We start from the raw sequence: 23,722 nt of genomic DNA, 5'->3' as shown, positions 1-23,722 counted from the left end.
AAAACGCGAGCCGCATCCGGCCCGCGTTTTTGTTTCAGTGAATGCAAGCCGCGGTTACTGTTCCTTTCCAACATCTGAAAACTATGTTAACATTGTTCGTACAAACGTAACGGATACTCCTATTACGACTGATACGAAAGCATAGCTTAAGCAGAGGTGACCGATGCATACACTAAACCGGGATTTGCCTATACCGTTATATTATCAAATTTATCAGATTTTGGAATCCGAGCTTGCGGATGGCAGCCGAAAGCCAGGCGACTTTTACTCCACTGAGGTAGAGCTGCAATCCAGGTTCAAAGTCAGCCGGGCAACGATACGAAACGCGCTTACGATGTTGGAAAACGGCGGTCATATTACAAGAATAACGGGCAAAGGGATTCATCTCGCTTCCGAGAAAGTAAAGGTTGATCTGCTTGGATTAATAAGCTTCAGCGAAGAAATGAGACGCCGCGACATGATTCCGGGCACTCGGCTCTTAGGTGTCAGCTTGTTAAATCCGCCAAAAAACATCTCAGCGGCATTGCTCCTTAAAGAATCCGCAGAAACGCTGCTGATTAACAGAATTCGTACCGGTGACGGGAACCCGATTGTTTATTCTCAATCCTATTTGCCATCAACATTAGGAATGACCTTGGACATGGATTATTCGGGTTCCTTGTATGAGCAGATCCAGATTCAAACCGGCAGAGCGGTAAGCGAAGCGCTGCATGTGATCGAGGGAGCCGTTCTGGAAGGAGATATAGCGAAGCTCTTGGGCGTCGATTCCGGCTTTCCCGGATTGCGATTCCGCAGAACCGCTTTCGATGAAGAGGGCACGCCGCTCGTTTATGAAGAAGGTATGATTCGAGCGGACAAATACTCCTACGAGGTTCGTCTTAAGCGAGGCTGAATCACGGATACAAAGTGCAGTGAAAGATAGGACTGATTATTCTTGCTTTTTTGAGGATAATCGGTCTTTTTTATTTGTACGAACAAACGAAATATGTTCTGGACAAAACAGATAAGGCAACTTATAATTAAAACAAATATACGATTGTACGTACAATCGAAATAACGAAAGAAGGAAGAAAGGAGCCGCTTGCCATTGCATTTAGGGATCGATTTGGGAGGGACTCATATAAAGTCGGTCATTCTTGACGCACACAGAAAGGTGTTGCAAGAACGACAAACGGAGACGAACGCGGCAGCAGGAGTTGAAGCAGTTACTGCAAATCTGTCGGAATTGATTCTTGATTGCGAGAGAGCTTCCCCAGGCAGCGTGCAGAGTATCGGCATTGCGGTACCTGGCGTGTTGGACCAGGAACGTGAGCATGTGCTGCTGCTTCCGAATTTCCCTTTTGACTGGAGCGGGAATCCGTTAAAGGACCAACTCCTTCGAATGACAGGCCGGAGCGTGGAACTGGTCAACGATGCGCGGGCGGCTGCGGCTGCTTATGCCGAGCTTCGGGCGGGGGCAAGCCGTGGCTGCTCCGACTTTGTTTTTCTTGTAATCGGAACCGGCGTTGGCGGAGGAGTGGTTCACAAGGGAGAGCTGATCATGGGCAGCCGAGGCGTTGCCGGCGAATTGGGGCATCAAGTTATTCGTCCTGGAGGATTGCGCTGCGGCTGCGGAAACAGGGGATGCTTGGAAACCATTGCCAGCGGTCCCGCAATTGCTTCTGCTGCTGTCCGTACCATCCTGCAAGGGCTGCCCACGCTTATACGGGACCTTGTGAAAGGCGATATGGGTCTGGTGTCGTCACGAATCGTAAGCGAAGCAGCAGAACGGGGCGACCGGCATGCGATTGAAATTTTAACGGAAGCGGCGGATGGCCTCGTGCAAGCGATTCGCAACAGCATCGCTTTGCTCAATCCGGAAGCTGTCATTATCGGCGGCGGGGTAGCCCGCTCCAAAATGCTGCTGGAATTGGTGCGCAATGGCTTGGAACGCGAGGTTATTTTGTTCCCGCCTTCGCTAGGCGGCATTGCGGTCAAAGAAGCGGAATTCGGAACGTATGCCGGCGCTGTCGGTGCCGCTGCTTGGGCAATGTCAACGAGATAAGGCTAGATACACGGAGGTGGGCTTTTTGAAGAAGCAACGAATGGCAAGAACGGTACTAGGCGATGTGCCTGCTGAGGAGCTCGGAATTGTATATGCCCATGAGCATTTGATTATTCAAGGCGGGTTAGGCGTCATGAAAAATAAAGACCTGCTGCTGAACCGGCTTGATTACGCAGCGGCCGAGATGAAGGACTGCATGCAATACGGTGCGCAGACCTTTGTCGATTATATGCCGCTCGACTGCGGTCGGAACCCGTCAGCGCTTGTAGAGCTAGCCCGTCTAACAGGGGCGCATATTATTGCGGTGACCGGCTTCCATAAGCCGATGTACTATGACGATCTGCATTGGATTTATCATTATCCGGTGGATAAAATTGCAGAGCTGCTCATCGCGGAATGCGAAACCGGAATGGACCGTCACAGCTACAACGGACCGCTGGTGGACCGGTTGGAGGCAAGAGCCGGAGTGCTTAAAGGAGCCTCCGATTATAACGTTATTGCACCTGTATCAAGGAAACTGTTCGAAGCGGTGGCCATTGCCCATCTGGTTACAGGTGTTCCGATCGCGACCCATACGGAGCACGGAACCTGCGGTATGGAGCAGATAGAGCTGCTGGCTAAGTTTGGCGTCGATCCGAAAAATGTAATTATATGCCATATGGATCGCAATCCGGATCTTTACTTGCACAAGGAGCTGGCGGCAACCGGTTGTTACTTGGAATACGACAATGCCTCGCGAATCAAATACCATTCCGACTCGCACGGAGTGGAATTAATTCTTAAATTAATTGAAGCAGGGCATGAGAAGCAACTGCTGCTGGGAACGGATTTCGCCCTGCGCTCCTATTGGAAAGCATACGGAGGCGGACCGGGAATGGCGCATCTGCTGGCGTCTTTCGTCCCCCGCCTGCAAGCAGAAGGATTGACCGCCGATCAGTTGGGACGTTTGCTGCGCCACAATCCGGCAGAGGCTTATTCTGTGAAGCAATTGCGACGATAGGGGAAAGGTTGGATAACATGATGCGTTTTAGTAACCAGTATGTTCTAGTTGTCGGCGGTACCGGAGGAATCGGACTTGAGACGGTCAAACGGTTCGTTATGGAAGGCGCTTGGGTAGCGGCAGTCGGTTTGGAATCGGAAGATCAACTCTCTGAAGCTCAGCGGAATATTTTGTCCAATCCGAATGTCGTCTATTTAAAGGCAAATGCCGCCGCAACAGCAGACATGGACAACATCGCCGCAGAGCTGGAACAGCGCTTCGAACGCCTGGATGTGCTTGTGCACGCAGCTGGAATTAGCGCAAGAAGGTACGGGGATGGTCCTATTGACGAATGCACCGAGGAGGGCTGGGACCAAGCCATGAACGCTAACGTCAAGAGCGTCTACCAGAGCAATCGCATAGCGCTGCAACAGATGCAGCGCCAAGGAAAGGGAGCCATTGTCAACATTTCTTCGGTACTCGGCATGGCTGGCACAAGAGCGCACTTTACTACGCATGCCTACGCTGCCAGTCGGGGGGCCGTCATATCGTTTAGCAAGTCGGCGGCGGTGTATTATGCGAAGAACAACATTCGAATCAACGTCGTATGTCCAGGATTGCTCGATACACCGATGTCCCAGAGAGCCGTATCCGATCCGGTTATAAGAGAAGCATTAACCGAATTTCAGCCTCTGGCACCGCATATTGGTTATCCGGACGACGTAGCGGAGGCTATCTTATTTCTGGCAAGCGAGGATTCCAAATTTATAACGGGCATCGCGCTGCCGGTCGACGGCGGCTGGAGCGCACAATAACATACTCAAAGGGGAAATAAAAAAATGTCTAAACCTATTAATGAAGCTTACAGCATATTGGAAACCGATTATTTGGATGGAGCCAAAAAAGTGATCGAGCGCGTTGAACAAACGCAGATGGATGTCATTAACCGAACTGCTGAAATTTGCTTTAACAGCATCAACAACGGCGGCTTGGTCCACTTGTTCGGAAGCGGGCATTCAAGGATGGCGGTAGAAGAAATGTATCCCCGTTACGGCAGCTTTCCCGGCTTCCATCCTATGGTTGAGCTTTCGCTGACCAACCACCATGCGGTGGTGGGAAGCAACGGACAGAGACAGGCAATGTTTCTGGAAAACGTGGAAGGTTTTGGACGCGTCATTGCGGACAATTTTCACTACGGACCTCATGACAGCATCATCCTATTCTCGCATAGCGGGGCAGGAAGCGTCATAATCGACATCGCTTTAGCCATGAAGGAACGTGAAATACCTGTCATTGCGGTAACCTCCGTTGGCCACAGCCGGCAGAGTCTCTCCAAACACAGCTCGGGTTCAAGGCTGTTCGAGCTTGCCGACATTGTCATCGACAACGGCGCCGTTCCGGGAGATGCGATGGTCAAGATCGACGGCCTGCAGACACCTGTGGGACCTGGATCTACGATAGGAAATACGGTTATCGTCAATCTGATTAAATGTAAAGTCGCGCAGAAACTGACGGATGCAGGGAAACCGCCGAAAGTGATCACGAGTTCGATATTCGTAGGAGATGAGGAATCCAACCGTCTCTTTAATGCTTCCTATGAGGAATATTGGCGTACGACCAGATCAATATGATTAACAGCGGAGGGAAGAGGACAGTGACGACTAGCAGTAAAAACGTTGATGTACTTGTGCTAGGGGGAGGCGCAGCCGGTGTATGTGCCGCGGTTAGCGCAGCGCGCGGCGGCCTAAAGGTGCTGCTTGTCGAATCGCAAGGCTGTTTGGGAGGCTCCCGAACAGCAACGGGAGTCGATACTTTCTATGGCTTTTATACACCCCAGCAGCAGCAGCGGATCGTGGGCGGAATTCCATGGGAGCTTGCGCAGCAATTAATCAAGATGAATGCAGCCTTCGAACGGAAGAACACTTATGGAGCCGGAACAGGAATTACTTATGATGTGGAGCTGCTGAAGGTGGTGTATGAGGATGCGGTGCTGACCTCGGGAGCGGAGCTCTTGTACCATACGTATGCAAGCCTCGTGCATCAATCGGAGGGGCGCATTACCGGAGTGGTGCTTGCCAACAAGCTGGGGTTGACGGAAGTATCGGCGAAGATTTATATCGATGCAACCGGCGATGGCGATATCGCGGCAAGAGCGGGTGCTCCTTTCGAGAAGAGCGACGCGATGGAACTGCAATCCTTGTCCACCATCTTCTTTATGGCTAATATAGATACAGATGCGGCCAAGAAAGTCAGTCACGCGGAGCTGGCCTCGATGATGAAGGAAGCCAATCAGTCTGGCAAGTATGTGCTGCCTCGCGAAGAAGGCTCTTGGCATGTCACCCCGAATCCAGGCGTCATCCAAGCCAACATGGTGAGGGTAGGCGGGGTGGATGCTACCGATCCATTCGCATTGACGATTGCCGAGGTCGAGGGCCGCAAGCAAACGCAGCAGTATGTGCGATTCCTTAAAGATTGCGTGCCGGGCTTCGAGAATGGATTCCTTATCGGTACCAGCCATCATATTGGAGTCAGAGAAACGAGAAGAATCATCGGCGGTTATATGCTGACGGAAGAAGACGTGGTCGCCGGACGCAGGTTCGAGGATGGAATCGCCTGCTGCGGCGCGCCGATCGAGGATCACGGGGCGGGCAAGGACACGCGCTGGGTGTATGTGCAAGGAGACGGTTATTACCATATTCCGTACCGTTCCTTGGTTCCGCAACGTATCGATAACCTGCTGGTCGCAGGCCGATGCTTATCTGCAACGCACGGCGCACAGGCTTCCGCGCGCAATTCAGCGCAATGCATGGCGATGGGGCAAGCTGCCGGCACAGCAGCGGCGATAAGCATCGAGCGGAATGTTGCGGCTAGGGATATCCCTTCTCAAGCTCTGCAGGAAAGACTTGTCTCGCAAAACGCGATAATTTAGTTTCGATGAGGGGTTGTGTGCATAAATGAACAAAATAGGTCGCTGGAGTTCGGACATCGATGAATTGCCCGCCTATCATTATACCGGCGGATATCCGTTCTTTGCCAAAGACAAAGCCGGTAATGACGCGAAGCTGCCCGAGGATCCCTGCTTTCTATTGGGCAATTATCGAGCTACCGTATTCGCGCATGCAAGCGGAACGTATGAATTAATAACCGGTGAACGCGGTTGGGCTAGACTGAATCATGCAGGAAAAAATAAAGGATGGAATCAATCCATTGTCCGTATGGCAACCGGGGATGAGCAAGCGAATCGAACGTTCGCAGCGTATTCGTTAGTTGAAAGCCAATCACTGGATCGGATTAAAGCCGATTCCAAGTTCGGAATCGGCTACGCAAACTATCGATATGAATTGCCTGAGCAGTTGTCCATTTCCAAAGTGATTTCTATTCAACCTTCAATGGAGCTGCATAAGGGCAATCCGTCCATGCTCATTCAGCTGACTTTCCAAAACGATGGACCAGCTCCTCTGACGATTCAATATACCGAAGAGCTGCTTATTCAATACATGATGATGAACGACCAATCCCATCCTTCCGGCAAACGGCTTGTCGAATACCGAAATAAGCTGTCTGTTCAGTCTGATCTGCAAATTGCAAAAGCTAACATTATCTGTGAGCCGGTCAAGCTGCTTGTTTTTCCAGATCGTTTGGAGGATAGCTATACGCATGATATTGCACCTCCTACGGTGTTCATGCACGCGGTAGCTGCAGCTTCCCACTCTAGCGAAGCAGCTTTCAAGAAAACGGAGTCGGGTGACCTCTTGTGTGCGGAATATGAGCTTGAGCTTCGTTCCGGTGAGCAGAAGTGCATCCAGTTCATTGTCGGGCTGACATTCGACCCTTCGGATGCTGCGGTTGAACGACAGATTGAAGACATGCTTCTACACGCAAAGCCGAGTAGCGGGGACACAGGAGCCTATGCGCATTTGTGGAGCCGGACTCTTCCTCTCTTAAGGGAGGAGAACGATCCGATTCTTCGTTGCGAAATGGTATGGAACGCGTACGTGCTTGAAGCAATGGCAACCTACAGCCAGTACTTTCAAGAAACCTATATCCCTCAAGGGTCGGTGTATGCGTATCATCTGGGAGAAAATGCTTCCAATCGAGACCATCTGCAGCATTGTCTGCCGCTCGTTTATACCAATCCTCCATTGGCCAAATCCTGTATACGTTATGCGATGAAGCACACATCGAGGGATGGGGAAATTAAGCGGCAAAACATTGGTTACGGCTACAGCGATCCTGGTATATATATGGAGAGTGATGCGCAGCTGTACATGTTTATGGCCGTTGGCGAGTATTTAAGGGAAACTGGCGATTATGGCTTCCTGAACGAATGGGTCAGCTATTATCCAGTCGAGTACGATCGCAAGGACACGGTGTTAACTTTTCTCGTCAAACATTTTATTTATTTAAGGGACGTTGTAGGCAGGGGAAGCCACGGGCTGGTCAAAATGCTGAATTCGGATTGGAGCGACAGCTTCTTTCATCCGTATTCCCCCAATATTTATAAGCATTCTGCGGAATCTCATCTAAACACGGCAATGGGACTTGCCGTAATTCCGCCATTAGTGAAACAACTAGAGCAATCGCTGACATTGGACGGGGAACAGGCTTTGATCCAATCCTTTATCCTCCAATTAACCGAGTTTCATGGCAAGCTGCAGGCTGCTTTCATGGCAGACATGCAAGGAAGGACGTTCTCGCCGCGCTGCTACTTAGGCGAAAACGTCGATTCCGCGCTTAAGTTCGGAATGGATCGTTTATGTATAGAGCCCCAAACCTATCTGCTGCAGGCAGACCATTATCCGGTCGAGAGGAAACGGCAGCTTTATGCGGAAATCAGGTCCAGAGTGCTTGATATGGAAAAACACGGTGCCCGCACCCGAGAAATTCCGCTTTGGACCAAAGGGGATGGAGAGGACGGAGGCATTTGGTTTGCCCATCAGGGTCCATTAATCGTCGGTATTGCCAGTTTTGACCGGGAGGAAGCAGCGAAGCTGTTCAAAAAGTTAACGTTTCATCGTTTTGCTGAACATTACCCGGATTATTGGGTCGGCCACTGGACGTTTGCAGACAGCTTGAATTCCACGCTATCCGATCGGGAGGGCTTATATCCTTTCTGGGTAAGTGACGCATTCCAGCCTTATTGCGCTCATGCGCATGCGTGGATGCTTTACTGCTACTATAAGGTATACGCGAAGCGGGAAGCAGCTGAGCTGCAGCTATAATCAAGAAACGGTAGAAACGAGCATTCGCTTAGAGTGCTCGTTTCTTGTTGGAGCGAAAGATAGCCGATTCATGACAAAGGTTAACCGTATCGTGCTACCAGCGAGAGAAAATTATTTTTAGAATGAAATCACTATAGCAGGCTTACAAGCCAAAATGATATAGTCTGAAAATGGCTAGAATAACTGGGAGGAATTAAAGTGCCATCACCGAAAATTGCAATCGTAGGCTCGCTGAACATGGATCTTATCGTATCGGTAGAACGCATGCCCTTGCAGGGCGAAACGCTGGAGGGGGATTCGATCCATTATATCCCTGGCGGCAAGGGAGCGAATCAAGCGGTCGGCTGCGCCAAACTTGGGGCAGACGTCTCCATGGTCGGCGCCGTCGGTCGCGATGCCTTCGGCAAACAGATCTTGAACAATCTAGACCATTACGGCTTGCCTGTTGACCATATTGCCATTCTGGATAACGTCCCGACAGGGACGGCAACCATCCTTCATACGCCGGAAGATAATTGCATCGTTATCGTACCGGGGGCAAACAGCGGGGTTACGGCAGCGTATATCGAATCGAAAGCCGAGCTCATTCGCGAATCGGATGTCATGATCGTACAACTCGAGATTCCTGTCGAGGCTGTCGAGCAGGCATTAATAATCGCAAAGGATGCCGGGGTAAAAACAATCTTGAATCCGGCGCCGGCGAAGCGGCTGTCAACAGAGCTGCTTCGTTTGCCTGATATACTGACGCCGAATGAAACGGAATTCGAGAACTTAAGCGGCTGTATGATAAAATCGGATACGGAGCTGGCGGACGCGATGAGGTCATGGGAGCAGAAGTATGGGAATACCCTTGTTATCACCCGCGGAAAGTTAGGCGTGTCTTATCTGCAAAATGGCGAGCTCTGCACGATGAAGGCTCCCATTGTTGAAGTTAAGGATACGACTGGAGCGGGGGACTGCTTCAACGCGGCGCTTGGCATAGGCATAGCCTCATCGTGGAAGTGGGAGGATGCCGTGGCGTTCGCCGTCAAGGCTGCATCCGTATCCGTAACGAAATTCGGGGCGCAAGCAGGCATGCCGGACCTAAGACAGCTCGAATAAAACAATAGCGGCTTTTATTTACCTGTAGTCATAGACAGGAGTTGTAGCCAAATCATGCGACTGCACATCGAGTACGAGCACGAAATTCCGATTAATGCTTTTATTTGGATTCCCGATTCGGAGAAAACGCCGCTCCACTATCACGCAAGTCTGGAAATCGGCTGCTGCATATCCGGCGAAGGAGAATTCTATTTCGGATCCAAAAAATATTCCGTCGGTCAAGGCGATATTTTCATAGTCAACCATACGGAAATGCACATCGCCTGTTCAGCCGAGCATAACCCAAGCACGTATTTGTTTTTGAACTTCGATCCAAGCCTGCTGCTTGCCGAGGATGAGCGGCTCCTGCTCCCCTTCTCCATTCCAGCGGAACGGTTTCAAAATCTTATTCCAGCTGCTTCTGATTTGGCGAAAGTGCTGCTTCCATTAATGGAGGGCATTTGGAGCGAGCTGGGTAACAAGCAGGAAGGGTATCCTATGATTGCAAAAGGGCTGCTGCTGCAAATTTGCGCCTATTTGCTTCGTTATTACAGCGCTTCCATTGACCCTGCCGCTTGGAGGCAGCTGACCGATTCATTCTCGAAGTTCCGTCTCATATCGGCCTATATGGAGGAGAATTTCCATGAACCGCTTGAGCTAAAACAAATTGCGCAAGTTCTTCAATTAAGCCCCTCTAGAGTATCCCGGTTATTTCAGGAGGTGCTGGGACGGGGCTTCAAGGATTATTTGCTGCTTCTCCGGCTGGCCGAGGCGCGGCGTCTTCTAGTTCGGACGAATATGTCGGTTACCGAGGTTTGCTTTGCAAGCGGATTTCAGAGCGTATCGACCTTCTATCGCTTGTTTGCCGGGGCGGAAGGGATCTCTCCCACGGGCTATCGGAATAAATACGCGGGAATTGCAATTTTTGAGAATGAGCCGCTTTGATCTGGGAAGCGGACGGCCTGACCTTCTTATATAATCATCTTAAATAGGCGGAAGGGATGGATTACGTATGGCTGGCTGGGATACATTGCAAGTTCTCGTAAGAGAAGAGGTTGTTCAAAGAACGCAAGAGGGCTGCGACACGCAGGGCTTCGCTCAGCGGGCGGCCGAAGCGGGAGAAGATGAAGGAAAGCTATTGGCATTAATGAAGGAGCTATCCCTGCTGGAGGTTCGCTCGGACTTTCCCTATCAGGAGCCCTCGGAGCTTGAGGAAATCCGCAAGCTGCGGCCGGAAGGACCGCGCAGCCTGCAGGCCGAATTGCCGGAACAGGAATGGCGCGACAAATTTCACGGAGCATGGCTGGGGCGGAGCGTGGGATGCGCCCTTGGGAAACCGTTGGAGCTTTGGCCGTTCATGGCAGGGGCAAACGGCAATCCAGGCTGGAAAAACGTCCAACTCTGGTTCGAAGGAGCCAACGCTTGGCCGATTCAAGGATTCACGCCAATCGAATCGCCGGGATCGAAAGAAATGGGTTTGGAACTCGCCCATTTCGGCTTGAAAAGCACGCGCGAGCGCATTGCTTTCATGGAAACCGATGACGATATCCGTTATACCGTGCTGGGATTGATCATGCTCGAGGAGAAAGGGCTCGATTGGGATTCCTGGGATATCGGCAAGCTTTGGCATTCCCGTCTCACTTATTCGCAGGTATGCACGGCGGAGACGCAAGCGTATTTGAATTTTTCCCGAATGACATCCCATATGAAGCCTGATAGACCGGACAACTGGAAGGATAAGCTCGATTGGGTACGCACGCATATGAATCCATACCGCGAGTGGATCGGAGCTCAAATACGGGCAGACGGCTTCGCTTACGGCGCAGCCGGACAACCAGAGCTGGCGGCCGAGCTTGCTTGGCGCGATGCTTCGTTCTCGCATATCAAAAACGGCATTTACGGCGAGATGTTCGTTGCAGCCATGATATCCGCTGCTTTCGTTGAGAAGAACCCCCGTCGCATCGTTGAGATTGGTCTCAGCGAAATTCCTGCGACTTCCAGGCTTGCAGCTGATATCCGCAAGGCAGTAGAGATCGCTTCCGCCGCTAAGGACCAGCTGTCGCTTGTCGATCAGATCTGGGAAGCGTTCAAGCATTATGATCCGGTTCATACGAATAATAACGCCGCGCTGGTAACGGCTGCGCTGATTTTCGGAGACGGCGACTTTGAGAAAGCGGTTACTACCTCCGTATTAGGGGGCTGGGATACGGATTGCAACGGAGCAACGGTCGGTTCGATTATGGGCGCGGCATTAGGAGCCGAAGCGCTTCCGACTTCTTGGACAGCTCCCCTGAACGATACCTTATATGCCGATCTGATCGGGTTCGATCCCATTTCGATCTCCGCTTGCGCGGATCGGAGCTATAACGTATTCCGCAAGCTGTCGAACCAATTGACGGAGAGCCGCTAAGCTGCTGTGAATAGAAACGAAGGGCTGCGCCGCCTGCAGATTGTCTGCAAGCGGCACAGCCCTTCTTTGCGTTACCGTTGATGAGTCTCTCTGAATTGACTTGGCGTAATGCCCTCATGCTTCTTGAATACACGGTTGAACCATGAGGGCTGATAACCGACCCTCTCGGCTATATCGCTTATCTTCAGATCCGTGTTCAGGAGCATTTCCTTCGATTTATCCATTCTGATCTTCGTCATGTAATCGACAAAATTGACGCCGGTTGACTGTTTGAATGCCTTGCTGAGCGTGGGGCTGGTCGTTCCGACCAACTCGGCGCATTCTTCAAGCGAGATGTCGTCCATGTACCGGTATTCCACGAGCAGCAGCGCCTTGTCTACCATTTGCTTCATGCGATGCTGCTGCGATTGATTGATTTGGCCGATATAGGGCTCGATAATTTTGTTGTTGAACCATTTCAGCATTTCCTGCGGCTGCCTAAGCTGCGACAGCTCCTCGTACAGATTCTGTCCTTCATGGAAGTCGTACACCGAGTAGCCGGCATGAAGCAAGGAGTGCTGAATATGGCCCAACAGCTGGATCATCGCTTGCTGGGCGTAGATCTCCAGTCCCGATCGGTTCTCCAATTCTTGCACGAATGCCGTTGCTTTCTCGAAGGCTTCTTCCGTTTGGCCCATTCGAATAGCATGTATCAAATCTTTCTCGATCCCGAACGGATAATGGAAGCGGTAATCGCCTTCCGCCTGCGACTCTTCCATATCGATTACTTGGTCGGTTTCCGTTAAATTTCGGTAACGGATCGTTCGTTGCGCCTCCTCCAGCATGTCCGGAATACGGCTGATTTCGTCGCTAAGATAGCCGATGCATACGACGGTCTTCTGCTTCAGAATGTGGCTCAGCATGCTCGTAAACTCTTCCGAGAGCGCAACGAGCTCCTCCTTGAGCTGCTTGGCAGGCAGCGCGCTTGGCAGGCCGACCAGCACCCCGACGGACATGTCTTGGAAATTGATGACATGCGATTGCTTTAACCGTATGCGTACAAGATCTTCAATGATATTGGAGGCGGCGAAAGATAGAAGCTGCTCGTCGCCTTCCCTGAATTTCTCAGATGCTTCCCTTTTGCCAACCAACTGGATGAGGAGCACGGTATAAACCTGATTGTCCGTCTCCCAGCCGTAATAGGTCATACGCTCCCGCAGCTCCGCTTCCGACAAATAATAGAGATGGCCTTGGGAAAGCTGCAGCAGAAATCCGTTTCTTAAGCTTGGCAATTGCTCCTCGAGTTTATTCTGAAGCAAGCGGCTTTCGCTGGATAGATTTTTCCACTCTCGCTCGATATATTTCAATTCATCGGCATCTTCTAACGGCTGCGAGCCTTTATCAGACAAGATGGCTCCCATGAGCCGCGCTATAGGATCGTGTATCCTCCTCGATGCAAACCAGGAGAGGACAATGGCAGTCAAAATGCCAATAACGCTAATAATGAGAATAATCCGGGTCATTAGGATAACCGGCGAGAAAATTTTGGAAATGTCGGTGGCCATGGCAAATGTCCAATTCATATCGGCTCTGGAGTAGGTGCCGTAGGAAACGGAATATCGCTTATCCTTATACGGGAGAATAAATACCGGCGAATCGCTTTTGGCTACATGCTCACTCACGGCCTCCTTGAGGAGATTGTCGAATTCCTTGTTGTTGTCATCGCCGTGATCGCCATGAATCAGCAGCTCGCCTTTCTGGTCGAACATGATGGTTGCGCCAATTCCTTGAGGATTATTGAAATAGCTCACTAATTGTTTTTTGTCTACCTTTAATAGAAGAGCTGCATATTTTTCGCTCGCTCCGCCGGCTATCCGAAGGATGAGCTTATAGGGAAATTCATCCGATTGCGTCGATTCGCCCGGCCTCAAAGGCGTTGGCAGGTTGTCCGTCCAGTAAATGTCGTATTTGCCTTCAGTCAATTGGTTTAGCTGCTTCAGCACGGCCGGATTTTCAATCGAATCGACGCCGAAAGAGTCGGAAACGAGCTTTTGAGCGGACGGGATATAGACAAACACATCTTCAATCAGCGGATTCGTTTGCTGTAAGATCATTAATGTTTTGAACAAGTCGCGCGTGTCATTCACTTCCCAGCCGAAATCGGCTGTCTTCAGCCGTTCGCCGAAGACGGGATTAAGCGCCCATTGCGCCAAAATAACTTCGAGGTTGGCTAGCTGCTCTTGAATTTGTTTGGTCGTTTGCTCGGATTGAAGCTGATGACTGCTGTTTAATTCGGATTCGATTTGTTTGACGCCGACCACGTACATGCTAAGCGCCAGGAGCGCTGTCGGCATGCATGTAATAAGCAAAACCATAATTAAGCTTTTTCGAAAGAAGGAAGAATGGATCGTTTTTTTATTTCCTGCGCTGTGCGTTTTTTTGCTTTTGCGAATCAAGCCTGTTTCCTCCCCAGCTGTTTTCCTCTAAAGAAAAGTATAGTCGCCGGCTCGATTTCCTGCAATTCGAGTTATTTTCTAACGGCGTTTCCTAAGGGTGGACTTTTTTGCAACGAGAGGGATTCAGACCCGCAAACCCTTGCTGTGTAAGCGTTTCTGACTATTCCTAATGACAACAAATATATCTCATTGCCGGAAACGATGACGGCTTCTATATTTAAGGCACACCGAAGTGAGCCTGACCACAAAACGAGAGAAGAATGTGAGGGAAGCATGAGATGAACGCGAATGCGACGATTGCAAAAAGCGCAGCCATTGAAAAAAGAAAAAGAAAATGGGCATCGATAAAGAGAGACAAATATTTATACTTGTTAGGATTGCCGGGGCTGTTATGCCTCATCCTATTTAAGTACTATCCCATGTGGGGCATCCTGATTGCCTTCAAAGATTTTTCACCCTTTTTAGGCTTTTTTGACAGTCCGTGGGTGGGGCTCAAGCATTTTGATTTATTTTTCAACCATCCCGATTTTTGGCTTCTAATGCGCAACACACTGGCGATCAATCTAATGAGCTTAGTATTCTTTTTCCCTATTCCAATCCTTTTATCACTAATGTTGAATGAAGTGCGGGTAGAGGTTTTTAAACGGACCATTCAATCGATCGTTTATTTGCCTCACTTTCTGTCGTGGGTCATTATTGCCGGTTTGACCTTCACGATGTTCGCGACAGGTGAAGGCCTCATTAATAAGATCCTTGAATCGTTAGGCTTCAGCCGGATCGAGTGGCTTACGACGACGGAATATTTCTGGGCGTTTTTGACAGGGCAAACCATATGGAAGGAAGCGGGATGGGGCACGGTATTATTTCTTGCTGCTATGGCCAATATTGACCCTACCTTATATGAAGCGGCGAAAATGGATGGAGCAAGCCGAATGCGGCAGATGTGGCATATTACAGTTCCAGCCATTCGGAACATTATTGTCATTCTTCTTATTCTGAAGATGGGCGATATGATGGATGTCGGCTTCGAGCAAGTATTTCTCATGAAAAATGCAGCTGTATCGAGCGTGGCCGAAGTATTCGACACTTACGTATACCGCGTCGGCGTGCGTCAAGGCTTGCTAAGCTACACGACGGCTGTTGGGTTGTTCAAGTCGTTCGTTGGTTTAGTGCTTGTTCTTGGAGCCAACAAGCTTGCGAAGAGATATGGAGGCCAAGGCTTCTTTTAAATTTATGATCGGTTAAGGAGTGTCCACAATGAAAGAATCTCTCGGGGAACGGATATTCAGCTATACGAATCACATCCTGCTTCTCATCATTGGCTTAGTTTCTCTGTTCCCTTTTTATTACGTAGTCGTTGTTTCCTTCACGGATCCTAGCGAATATATGAAAAGCAGCTTCATTTTGTTTCCGAAGCAATGGTCTACAGCGGCATACCAATATATATTGTCCACGAACGTCTTTATAAGATCGCTTGGCGTGAGCAGCTATCTGGCGATAGTGGGAACAGCGCTCAGCTTGATGGTGTCTGCAGCTTTTGGTTATATGCTGTCAAGGAAACGTTTGTTTGGAAGAAAGTTTCTCATTACCGCACTTGTCATTACGATTCTATTCAGTCCGGGTATCATTCCTAACTTCCTTGTGGTTAAGGATCTGCATTTAGTTAATACATTGTGGTCGATTATTTTGCCGGGACTGCTGAATAGCTGGAACGCTCTCCTGCTTAAAACCTTTTTCGATGGCATACCGGAAAGCTTAGAGGAGTCAGCTTTCGTGGATGGCGCCAACGATATTCGAATCTTCTTCCAAATTATTCTCCCGCTATCGCTTCCCGCGCTTGCCGCATTCGGCTTGTTCTTTGCGGTAGGATATTGGAACACGTTCTTTAATGCCATTCTTTATATAAGCGATTCAAGTAAATATCCGTTGCAAGTGCTGCTGCAGGGCATGTTGCTTCAAGCCGAGACGGGTATTGCAGATCCAGGCGTCGCTGCTCAATTATCAGCTGAGCGAACGGTGCCGCCGGAAACCATTAAGATGGCAGCCGTTGTCATCGCCACGGTGCCGATATTGGTGGTGTACCCATTCTTGCAGAAGCATTTTGCCAAGGGCGTCATGCTCGGCTCTGTCAAAGAATGATCACATAGATTTATAATCTAATTCAGGGGAAAAGAAAGGGTGGAAGAACAGAATGAAGAGAAAGAAGGCATGGACAACAGGAATTGCGGTCGCAATTGCTACGACGACGTTGCTGGCAGGGTGCTCCACAAACAATACGAATAGTACCGGCAATACGAACACAACTGACAATCAAGGTGTTGATGCAACTGCAAAACCAGAGGGAAAGAACGAGAAACCGACCGCATTCAGCCTCATGACGATTAACTATCTTCCGGAAGAACCGAAGGCGGATCACGCAATCTGGCAAGAGATCGAGAAGCAAACGAATACCGATGTGGATCTGACATTCGTTCCTTCGAACAACTACGGCGAGAAATTTCAAGTAACGCTCGCCTCCGGCGAAATTCCGGATGTTATCCTGACCACTTTTATTTACGACCCTACCGTACTGAATGCAATCAAGAACGGCGCGTTCTGGGATTTGACGCCATACATCGATCAATATCCTAATCTAAAAAACAATTATCCTAAAGAAAGCTTCGAGAATACAAAGGTTGACGGCAAAATTTACGGCCTGCCGCGTCCGCGTCCGTTAGTTGGCGGCGTGGCGTTCCCAGCACTGCGCAAAGACTGGCTCGATAACCTGGGTCTTCAGGAGCCGCAAACGATGGATGAGCTGTACAACGTATTGAAAGCATTCACGGAGCAAGATCCGGACGGGAACAAGAAGAACGATACGTTTGGCTTCGCAGGAAGCGTTGCCGAAGGCTGGATGGATCGACTGGCATTCGTTGAGGATGTTTTCGCAGGCTACCAAAACAGCTGGACGCCTATCAACGGCAAAGTGGAATCCAGAGATCTTCAGCCATCTACGCGCGAATCGCTTCTATGGCTCCGCCGCGCTTACGAAGAAGGCGTATTGATGCCGGACTTCGCAATCTTGAAGGCGACGCAGCTGAATGAATTCATGCAACAAGGAAAAGTAGGCATGGTTCCTACTGCGATGGACGCAATCAACATGGGGGATGCCACGACAACGCTAAGAAAAACAGTTCCGAATGCGGATATCGTACACTTGCCGTATTTGGTTTCACCGGCTACTAACGAAAAGTTTGCGGCAAAAGAAGGCGGATTTTTCGGCAACTATTTGATCTCGAAAAAAGTGCCTGAAGAAAAACTGAAGGAAATTTTGGAATTCTTCAACTACGGCGCATCGCCGGAAGGCATGGAGCTTGCCAACTTCGGCATTAAAGACGTGCACTTTACGGAAGCTGACGGCGTGAAAACCAAAACCGAAGAGTTCAATACGTCCGGCGCTGACGCTTACCGCAACATCTTCACGCTCGTTGATTCGTATTCCCGTATTAATCCGACGCCGAATTCGCCAGCCGACTACTTCGAGAAGAACAAGAAGATTATCGAGCAGCGTCTAGAGCATGGCGTGTTCATTAATACGAACGGCGTAACCTCCGAAACGGGGCTGACGTTCGAATCGGAAATTTTGAAGAAGCTTACCGATATGAAGGTCAAAGTCATTATGGGCAAAGAGCCAATCGAAGCTTGGGATAAGCTGGTTGAACAGACGAAGAACGACGCGACTATGCTGAAGATCCAAGAGGAGAAGACGGCAAGCTACAACAAATTGTTCGGTCGATAATAACGATAAGAGAGATGATGCGAGTTCAGCTCGCTTGATCTCTCTTCTTTTTAAAAAAGTTTTTTGACGAGGTGTGATTATCATATGAACAAGAAGACCATTATCCTTCGTTCATCCTGGCAAGTCGTAAATATCGGTGATATTGCTCATACCCCAGGCGTATTAACGCTGCTCGAAAGCTACTTGTCGGAAGCAGAAGTCATTCTCTGGGCTTCGGATGATTTTACGGAAGATGCCTTAACCATGATCCGCAGAAGGTTCCCAAGTCTTCAAGCTGTGAAGGGACGCATTGGAGAGGATGGGAAAGCAGCCAATCAGGAGCTTCAGCTAGCTTTGGATAAAAGTGATTTCCTGCTGCACGGCTCAGGTCCGCTGCTGGTAGCTCATGACGATGTGCTCGCTTATACCAAACACTTTGGGAAGCCGTTCGGCGTATTCGGTATCACCTATGGAGGCTATAACGAATCGAACTGGCCGGAAGTAAGACAGATATTGTCACAGGCTGCCTTTATTTATTTCAGAGATTCCGTTTCTCTGGAAAAAGCGAAAAGTGAAGGTGTAACCAGTCCGCTGATGAAGTTCGGACCTGACGCAGCCTTTGCCGTTGACCTAAGAGATGAGCTGCTAGCGCAAGCTTTTATGGCCAATAACGGCTTGGAAGACGGTCAATTTCTATGCTGCATCACAAGAAACAGATATACGCCGTTCTGGAAAGTGAAGGATGTGCCTTTCAACGAAGAGAAGCACGCAAGGAATGAGGAGATGAAGGAACAGGACCACGCGGATCTCCGACAGGCGATTCTAGAGGTCTTAAGGCAAACTTCTATGAAAGTGTTGATTTGTCCTGAAGATATGACGCAAATGGCGTTAACCAAGGAGATGCTGCTGGACAAGCTGCCGGAAGATGTGAAACACCGCGTTGTTTGGCGAGAACATTTTTGGCACCCCGATGAGGCGTTGAGCGTATATGTGCGCTCTGCCGGACTGTTCGGAAGCGAGATGCATTCTCCCATTATGTGCGTAGGTAACGGAATACCCGCTATCGTATGCCGATGGATGGAGCAATCGACCAAAGGATATATGTGGAAGGATATCGGGCTGGCGGAGTGGCTCTTCGATTTGGATCAAGAGGAGGATAGAAGAGCCCTCGTTCCTACGGTGCTGGAGCTCGCCATCCATAATAGAGAAGCACGAAGCAAAGCTTTGGCGGCCAAGGGGCGGGTAACTGAGCTTCATAAAGAAATGGCGGCCGTCCTGAGGGATGAACTGGAAAAAATTAATTCGTGGATAGCAGAAAGGGGACTGGAACTCATGAGAGAAATACGCAACGAAGGCATTCGCCAGGAAGCCAAATATTCCGAGCGGCCGGTGCTGACGAGGGAGTTTTGTGAGGAGGCAATCGTATTCATATTGAAAAAAGTGGATGAGAACTTGGAAACGTTCACGTATAAATATCCGGCACCTGCCAGCGAAAACAATATTTATCCAGCCATCGACAATATCGAGTGGACTTCCTCCTTCTGGACGGGCATGCTGTGGCTGGCTTATGAAGTTACCGGCGATATGAAATATCGCAACGTTGCCGAAATTCAGTTGGAGAGCTACAAGAAGCGAGTGGATGAGCGGATCGCAACGGGTACGCATGATCTTGGATTTCTTTATACGCTGTCTAGCGTAGCGGCATATAAATTGACGAATAACGAAGAAGCAAAGGAAATTAGCCTAAAGGCTGCCGATCTGCTTATGGAGAGGTACTTCGAGAAGGCAGGCATCATTCAAGCTTGGGGCGGCCCGGATGACCCGGAGAACGGCGGCCGCATGATCATCGACTGCTGCATGAATCTTCCTCTGCTATATTGGGCCAGCGAAGTGACGGGCGATCAAAAATATTACGAAGCCGCCTATTCTCATGTGAAGATGGCTGAGAAATACATCATTCGCGAAGATTCATCCAGCTATCATACGTTTTTTATGGACATTTACACGGGTGAACCGAAATACGGCAGAACGGTTCAAGGCTATTCGGACAGCTCCTGCTGGGCTAGAGGCCAAGCGTGGGGAATCTATGGCTTCCCGCTTAGCTATAATTATACGGCGGATACGGGGTTAATCGAGCTTGCCAAAAAAGTAGCCAATTATTTCATCAATCGTCTGCCCGAAGACTCGATCGCCTACTGGGATCTGGTGTTCACCTCGGGAGTCGACGAGGAGCGGGATAGCTCTTCAGCGGCAATCGCGGCTTGCGGTCTTCTGGAATTGGCCAAGAGCCTGCCTTTGCTCGACAGCGACAAGCGATTATATGAAAATGCCGCCATGCAAATCGTGAAATCACTCGCCGAGAACTACACCAGCAAACAATTGCCGGAATCCAACGGCGTCTTGCTGCACGCGGTATATGCAAAGCCTCATAATAAAGGGATCGACGAGTGCAATATATGGGGAGATTACTATTACTTCGAAGCGCTTGTTCGGTTAATGAAAGATTGGAAATTGTATTGGTAGAAATAGAAAATGAGGCAAACGGGAGAAAAGTTATGATTAGATATGACAAGCTTTTGGCGAACAATCCTCTTGAAACGAGAGAAGATCTAGCGCTTGCCGTGCAGCATCTTTGTGATCCCCTCGTTCCCTACTACAGTCCAAACGGCGCCATGCTCGATATTGGGAGCACGGCTTCCAGAACCTCAGAGAGAACGGCGCAAATGGAAGCTTTCGCAAGACCGCTGTGGGGCCTCGCTCCTCTGCTCGGCGGGGGTGGAACTTGGGCGCATTGGGATATTTATATGAAAGGGATACGAAGCGGCACTGATCCGGAAAACAAGGAATATTGGGGAGATATCCATGATTGCGATCAGAAAATGGTGGAGCTCGCAACGATAGCGTTGACCCTCATATTAACGCCAGAGCGTATCTGGGAACCGCTCAGCCCTGTAGAGAGGTCTAATCTGGCGAGCTGGATCGGACAGACGAACAAGAGGGTGACGGTCGATACGAATTGGCTTTTTTTCCGGGTTCTGGTCAACGTGGCCTTGTTGAAGGTAGGCGCAGAGCATGACCGTGAGCGGATGGAGCAGGATTTGGACCGTCTTGACGCGTTTTATTTGTCGGACGGCTGGTATAAAGACGGAGACACGGAGCAAATGGATTATTACATCCCGTTTGCCTTTCATTACTACAGCTTGATCTATGCGAAGGTCATGGAGACCGAGGATCCGAGGCGCAGCCGAACCTACAAGGAGCGGGCAGCTTTGTTCGCCAAGCACTTCGTTCATTGGTTCGGCGAGGTTGGAGCCGCTATCGCCTTCGGCAGGAGTCTCGCGTACCGATTCGCGCAGAGCTGCTTCTGGGGCGCGCTTGCCTTTGCGGACGTAGAGGCGCTGCCTTGGGGCGCGATCAAGGGGCTTCTTCTCCGCAATCTGCGCTGGTGGTTCAAGCAGCCCATCTTTACGAACGAGGGCATCCTCACCATCGGATATTCTTATCCGAATCTTGTGATGGCAGAAAGCTACAACGCGCCGGGCTCCCCGTATTGGGCGTTAAAATCGTTTCTTCCGATCGCGCTTGCGGAAGAGCATCCATTCTGGCAGGCGGAAGAACTGCCGCTTCCGGAGCTGGCGCTTCAATCGGTGCAGCAAGAAGCAAGGATGATCTTATGCAGGGAATTCGCCGGCAACCATGCAGTTGCCTTCACATCAGGACAGCATGCGGGCTTTGAACCGGCTCATACCGCTGCCAAATACGGCAAGTTTGCCTATTCCAATTTATACGGCTTTAGCGTGCCGAAGGGCAACATCGGCTTGGAGCAGGGAGCATACGACAATAATCTCGCTTTGGCCGAGCGCGACGATCAGTTCCGGACCAGGCGAAGATGTGAGGCGTTCAGCATTGACAATGGCGTCCTTTATTCGTTATGGAGGCCTTGGAGGGATGTTGAGGTTCGTTCCTGGATCGTGCCAGGATTGCCTTGGCATGTGCGTATTCATCGCATTGAAACCAGCAGGGAACTGGATGCTGCGGAAGGCGGGTTCGCCTTTCCTAGGGAACGGAATATGGTTCAATGCAGGGATCAGGATATTGTCATTTCGGAGGGGAGCGCCGCGGTGCATCTCCCATGGGGAGGAGCAGGCATCCAATCCTTGCTGGGAGAATGCCGAGCAATATTGCTCCATCCGGAACCGAACACCAACTTGCTCCATCCCAGAACGATTATTCCGACACTGAGAACAGAATTGGATAAAGGCATCCATTGGCTGGCCAGTTCGATATTCGTCAGTACGGATACGGCTAATTTGAAGGAAGCGTATGAGAATGCGCCGGAACTCGAAGTCGCGGACGATACGATTACTGTAAAAGCAAATAATGAAGTGCTGCTGAAGCTTGCGATGCTGTAAGTCGCCGATTCGACAGGCGAATGAAGAGAAGGCCAGGAGGAGCAAGGCAACTTGCTCCTTCTGGCCTTCTTTGGTCTCACAGCATGTTCCAACTCGGCGAAGGTTCGCCGAAGTCGGGGATGGACAGCAGCTCGCCTCCGCGAAGCGCCGACTCGTGGGCGATAATGCCCAGGGCGCAGTATTTAGCCGCATTCCAAGCATGGATGGGCGGCAGTTTGTGCTGGCTGACTGCCTTAACGAAGTCGTCCGTCAGAAACTGGTGGGACCCGAAATGTCCGTTGGGCATTCCTTCGAATTCGCGGGGCAAGCGGTCGACGTCGTGAACAAGGCTGAGTCCACTCTCAAAGTCTTGACGCAGAGCCAAAGGGATATCCGGATCGGACTGCTGATTCACGTAATCGTTGCTGTGCAGCAGCTCATCCAAGCTTTGCAGGCTTCCATGCTCCAGAGACGACCATACCTGCGAGCCGGCATGCTCCTCGTAGCTGCCTTTTGTGCCGAACATGCTCAAATATACGCAATTTTTCCCCGACCAGCCTACGCGTCTGAATTCATTGAAGCGCGCCATGCCGCCGTCGGAAGTTCTCACAAGAGCCGTTTCGTTGCTGAACGGGTTATCCCATAGGTTTGCGCCTTCCCGGTATATCCCGTCTTCATGACGGTCGCGGTATCCGAGACAGGAAACCTGGGTTGCCCGAGCACCGGTAACCGACAAGATCATACTAACGGAATGCGTTGGATAATACATGGGAGGAAACCCTGCCGCCTTCTTCCAGTCGGCTCCGCCGGAATGCTGGAAAGCTTCGTAGAAGCCATGCGACAGATCATGCAAATATTGCGCTTCGCCGTATACGAAGTCACCGAACCCTCCTTCCGCAAACCGGTTGCGGCAATAGATCGTGCTTGGATAGTAGTAGCTGGTTTCTCCGGACATATAGAGAAGTCCGCTGCGCTTCACTTCATCGAGAATGGCTTGGACATCCTCCAAAGAATGAGCCATCGGCACGGCGCAATACACATGCTTACCGGCGCGAAGCGCTTGAATCGTTTGCGGCGCATGAAGATGTCTTTGCGTGAAAATGGCAATGGCATCTACGTCGCTCCGGCATAGGTCTTCCAGGCTGGAATAGGTTTCTGTTATTCTGAATGTATCGGCGACCTGCCGCAATCTGTCAGTATTGATATCGGCGAGCACCACTTTGTCGACTTCAGGATGAACTTTGTACAGCGGAATGAATGATTTGGCGAACATGCCTGCGCCGAGAACACCGATTTTAATTCCCATCTTTTGAACCCCCTTGAACGTATTGAAATATGCCGGCACTCTTATTGTACGGATCGATCGCAGGGTTGTATTTAGGCAAAGCTTAGAAATATGTATCC

General features: G+C 50.2%; 17 protein-coding genes and 1 pseudogene. 16 read left to right on the top strand and 2 right to left on the bottom strand.

Annotated features, from left to right (window positions below; all coding sequences use genetic code 11):
* Nucleotides 1-163: 163 nt before the first annotated feature.
* From H581_RS0120005 to H581_RS0119960, 10 genes are all read left to right on the top strand, one after another.
* Nucleotides 164-892, top strand: a complete 729-nt coding sequence (locus H581_RS0120005) for a GntR family transcriptional regulator (RefSeq protein WP_028611572.1) — start codon at nt 164-166, stop codon at nt 890-892.
* Between the two features lie 195 nt (nt 893-1,087).
* The gene (locus tag H581_RS34665; protein ID WP_051251104.1) at nt 1,088-2,044 is read left to right on the top strand and encodes an ROK family protein; all 957 of its coding nucleotides are present in this window, start codon (nt 1,088-1,090) and stop codon (nt 2,042-2,044) included.
* A 25-nt stretch (nt 2,045-2,069) separates the two neighbouring features.
* Nucleotides 2,070-3,044 (top strand): phosphotriesterase family protein, encoded by a 975-nt coding sequence (locus tag H581_RS0119995; RefSeq protein WP_051251102.1) that lies wholly within the window; start codon nt 2,070-2,072, stop codon nt 3,042-3,044.
* A 17-nt stretch (nt 3,045-3,061) separates the two neighbouring features.
* On the top strand, nt 3,062-3,838 hold the full coding sequence (locus H581_RS0119990; protein ID WP_051251100.1) for an SDR family NAD(P)-dependent oxidoreductase: 777 nt from the start codon (nt 3,062-3,064) through the stop codon (nt 3,836-3,838).
* Nucleotides 3,839-3,862: 24 nt separating this feature from the next.
* Nucleotides 3,863-4,654, top strand: a complete 792-nt coding sequence (locus H581_RS0119985) for a sugar isomerase domain-containing protein (protein WP_036719475.1) — start codon at nt 3,863-3,865, stop codon at nt 4,652-4,654.
* Nucleotides 4,655-4,677: 23 nt separating this feature from the next.
* Nucleotides 4,678-5,952 carry an FAD-dependent oxidoreductase gene (locus H581_RS0119980; RefSeq protein ID WP_028611568.1) on the top strand — a complete coding sequence of 425 codons (1,275 nt, stop codon included), beginning with the start codon at nt 4,678-4,680 and terminating at the stop codon, nt 5,950-5,952.
* A gap of 25 nt (nt 5,953-5,977) precedes the next feature.
* Entirely contained in the window at nt 5,978-8,245 is a 2,268-nt protein-coding gene (locus H581_RS0119975; RefSeq protein WP_028611567.1) for a GH36-type glycosyl hydrolase domain-containing protein, read from the top strand.
* 198 nt (nt 8,246-8,443) lie between these two features.
* On the top strand, nt 8,444-9,346 hold the full coding sequence (gene rbsK, locus H581_RS0119970; protein ID WP_084134670.1) for a ribokinase: 903 nt from the start codon (nt 8,444-8,446) through the stop codon (nt 9,344-9,346).
* A gap of 54 nt (nt 9,347-9,400) precedes the next feature.
* Entirely contained in the window at nt 9,401-10,270 is an 870-nt protein-coding gene (locus tag H581_RS0119965) for a helix-turn-helix domain-containing protein (protein ID WP_028611565.1), read from the top strand.
* Nucleotides 10,271-10,337: 67 nt separating this feature from the next.
* Complete coding sequence (locus tag H581_RS0119960) at nt 10,338-11,735, top strand: ADP-ribosylglycohydrolase family protein (RefSeq protein ID WP_028611564.1); 1,398 nt, start codon at nt 10,338-10,340, stop codon at nt 11,733-11,735.
* Nucleotides 11,736-11,806: 71 nt separating this feature from the next.
* On the opposite strand, the gene H581_RS0119955 is transcribed toward H581_RS0119960, so the two are convergent.
* Nucleotides 11,807-14,170 carry a helix-turn-helix domain-containing protein gene (locus tag H581_RS0119955; protein ID WP_245600098.1) on the bottom strand — a complete coding sequence of 788 codons (2,364 nt, stop codon included), beginning with the start codon at nt 14,168-14,170 and terminating at the stop codon, nt 11,807-11,809.
* Between the two features lie 278 nt (nt 14,171-14,448).
* On the opposite strand from H581_RS0119955, the gene H581_RS0119950 reads away from it, so the two are divergent.
* The 6 genes and pseudogenes from H581_RS0119950 (at nt 14,449) to H581_RS0119930 (ending at nt 22,339) form a co-directional block, all read left to right on the top strand.
* Complete coding sequence (locus H581_RS0119950) at nt 14,449-15,399, top strand: ABC transporter permease (RefSeq protein WP_051251096.1); 951 nt, start codon at nt 14,449-14,451, stop codon at nt 15,397-15,399.
* Between the two features lie 28 nt (nt 15,400-15,427).
* Nucleotides 15,428-16,309 (top strand): carbohydrate ABC transporter permease, encoded by an 882-nt coding sequence (locus H581_RS0119945; protein WP_028611561.1) that lies wholly within the window; start codon nt 15,428-15,430, stop codon nt 16,307-16,309.
* A 52-nt stretch (nt 16,310-16,361) separates the two neighbouring features.
* Nucleotides 16,362-17,948 carry an extracellular solute-binding protein gene (locus H581_RS0119940; RefSeq protein WP_028611560.1) on the top strand — a complete coding sequence of 529 codons (1,587 nt, stop codon included), beginning with the start codon at nt 16,362-16,364 and terminating at the stop codon, nt 17,946-17,948.
* An 84-nt stretch (nt 17,949-18,032) separates the two neighbouring features.
* Nucleotides 18,033-18,992: pseudogene (locus H581_RS38980) on the top strand (polysaccharide pyruvyl transferase family protein); the annotation flags it as partial.
* 267 nt (nt 18,993-19,259) lie between these two features.
* Entirely contained in the window at nt 19,260-20,450 is a 1,191-nt protein-coding gene (locus tag H581_RS38975) for a glycoside hydrolase family 88 protein (RefSeq protein WP_028611559.1), read from the top strand.
* 32 nt (nt 20,451-20,482) lie between these two features.
* Nucleotides 20,483-22,339: a DUF2264 domain-containing protein gene (locus H581_RS0119930; protein ID WP_028611558.1), complete on the top strand. Its 1,857-nt coding sequence runs from the start codon at nt 20,483-20,485 to the stop codon at nt 22,337-22,339.
* Between the two features lie 76 nt (nt 22,340-22,415).
* Here H581_RS0119930 and H581_RS0119925 read toward each other — a convergent pair whose 3' ends face one another.
* Complete coding sequence (locus tag H581_RS0119925) at nt 22,416-23,624, bottom strand: Gfo/Idh/MocA family protein (RefSeq protein ID WP_028611557.1); 1,209 nt, start codon at nt 23,622-23,624, stop codon at nt 22,416-22,418.
* Nucleotides 23,625-23,722 lie beyond the last annotated feature (98 nt).

It is taken from the genome of Paenibacillus harenae DSM 16969 (assembly GCF_000422465.1).
Taxonomy (GTDB): domain Bacteria; phylum Bacillota; class Bacilli; order Paenibacillales; family Paenibacillaceae; genus Pristimantibacillus; species Pristimantibacillus harenae.
The sequence above is the reverse complement of the archived record's forward strand: the minus strand, read 5'-3'. Positions and strand labels throughout refer to the sequence as shown.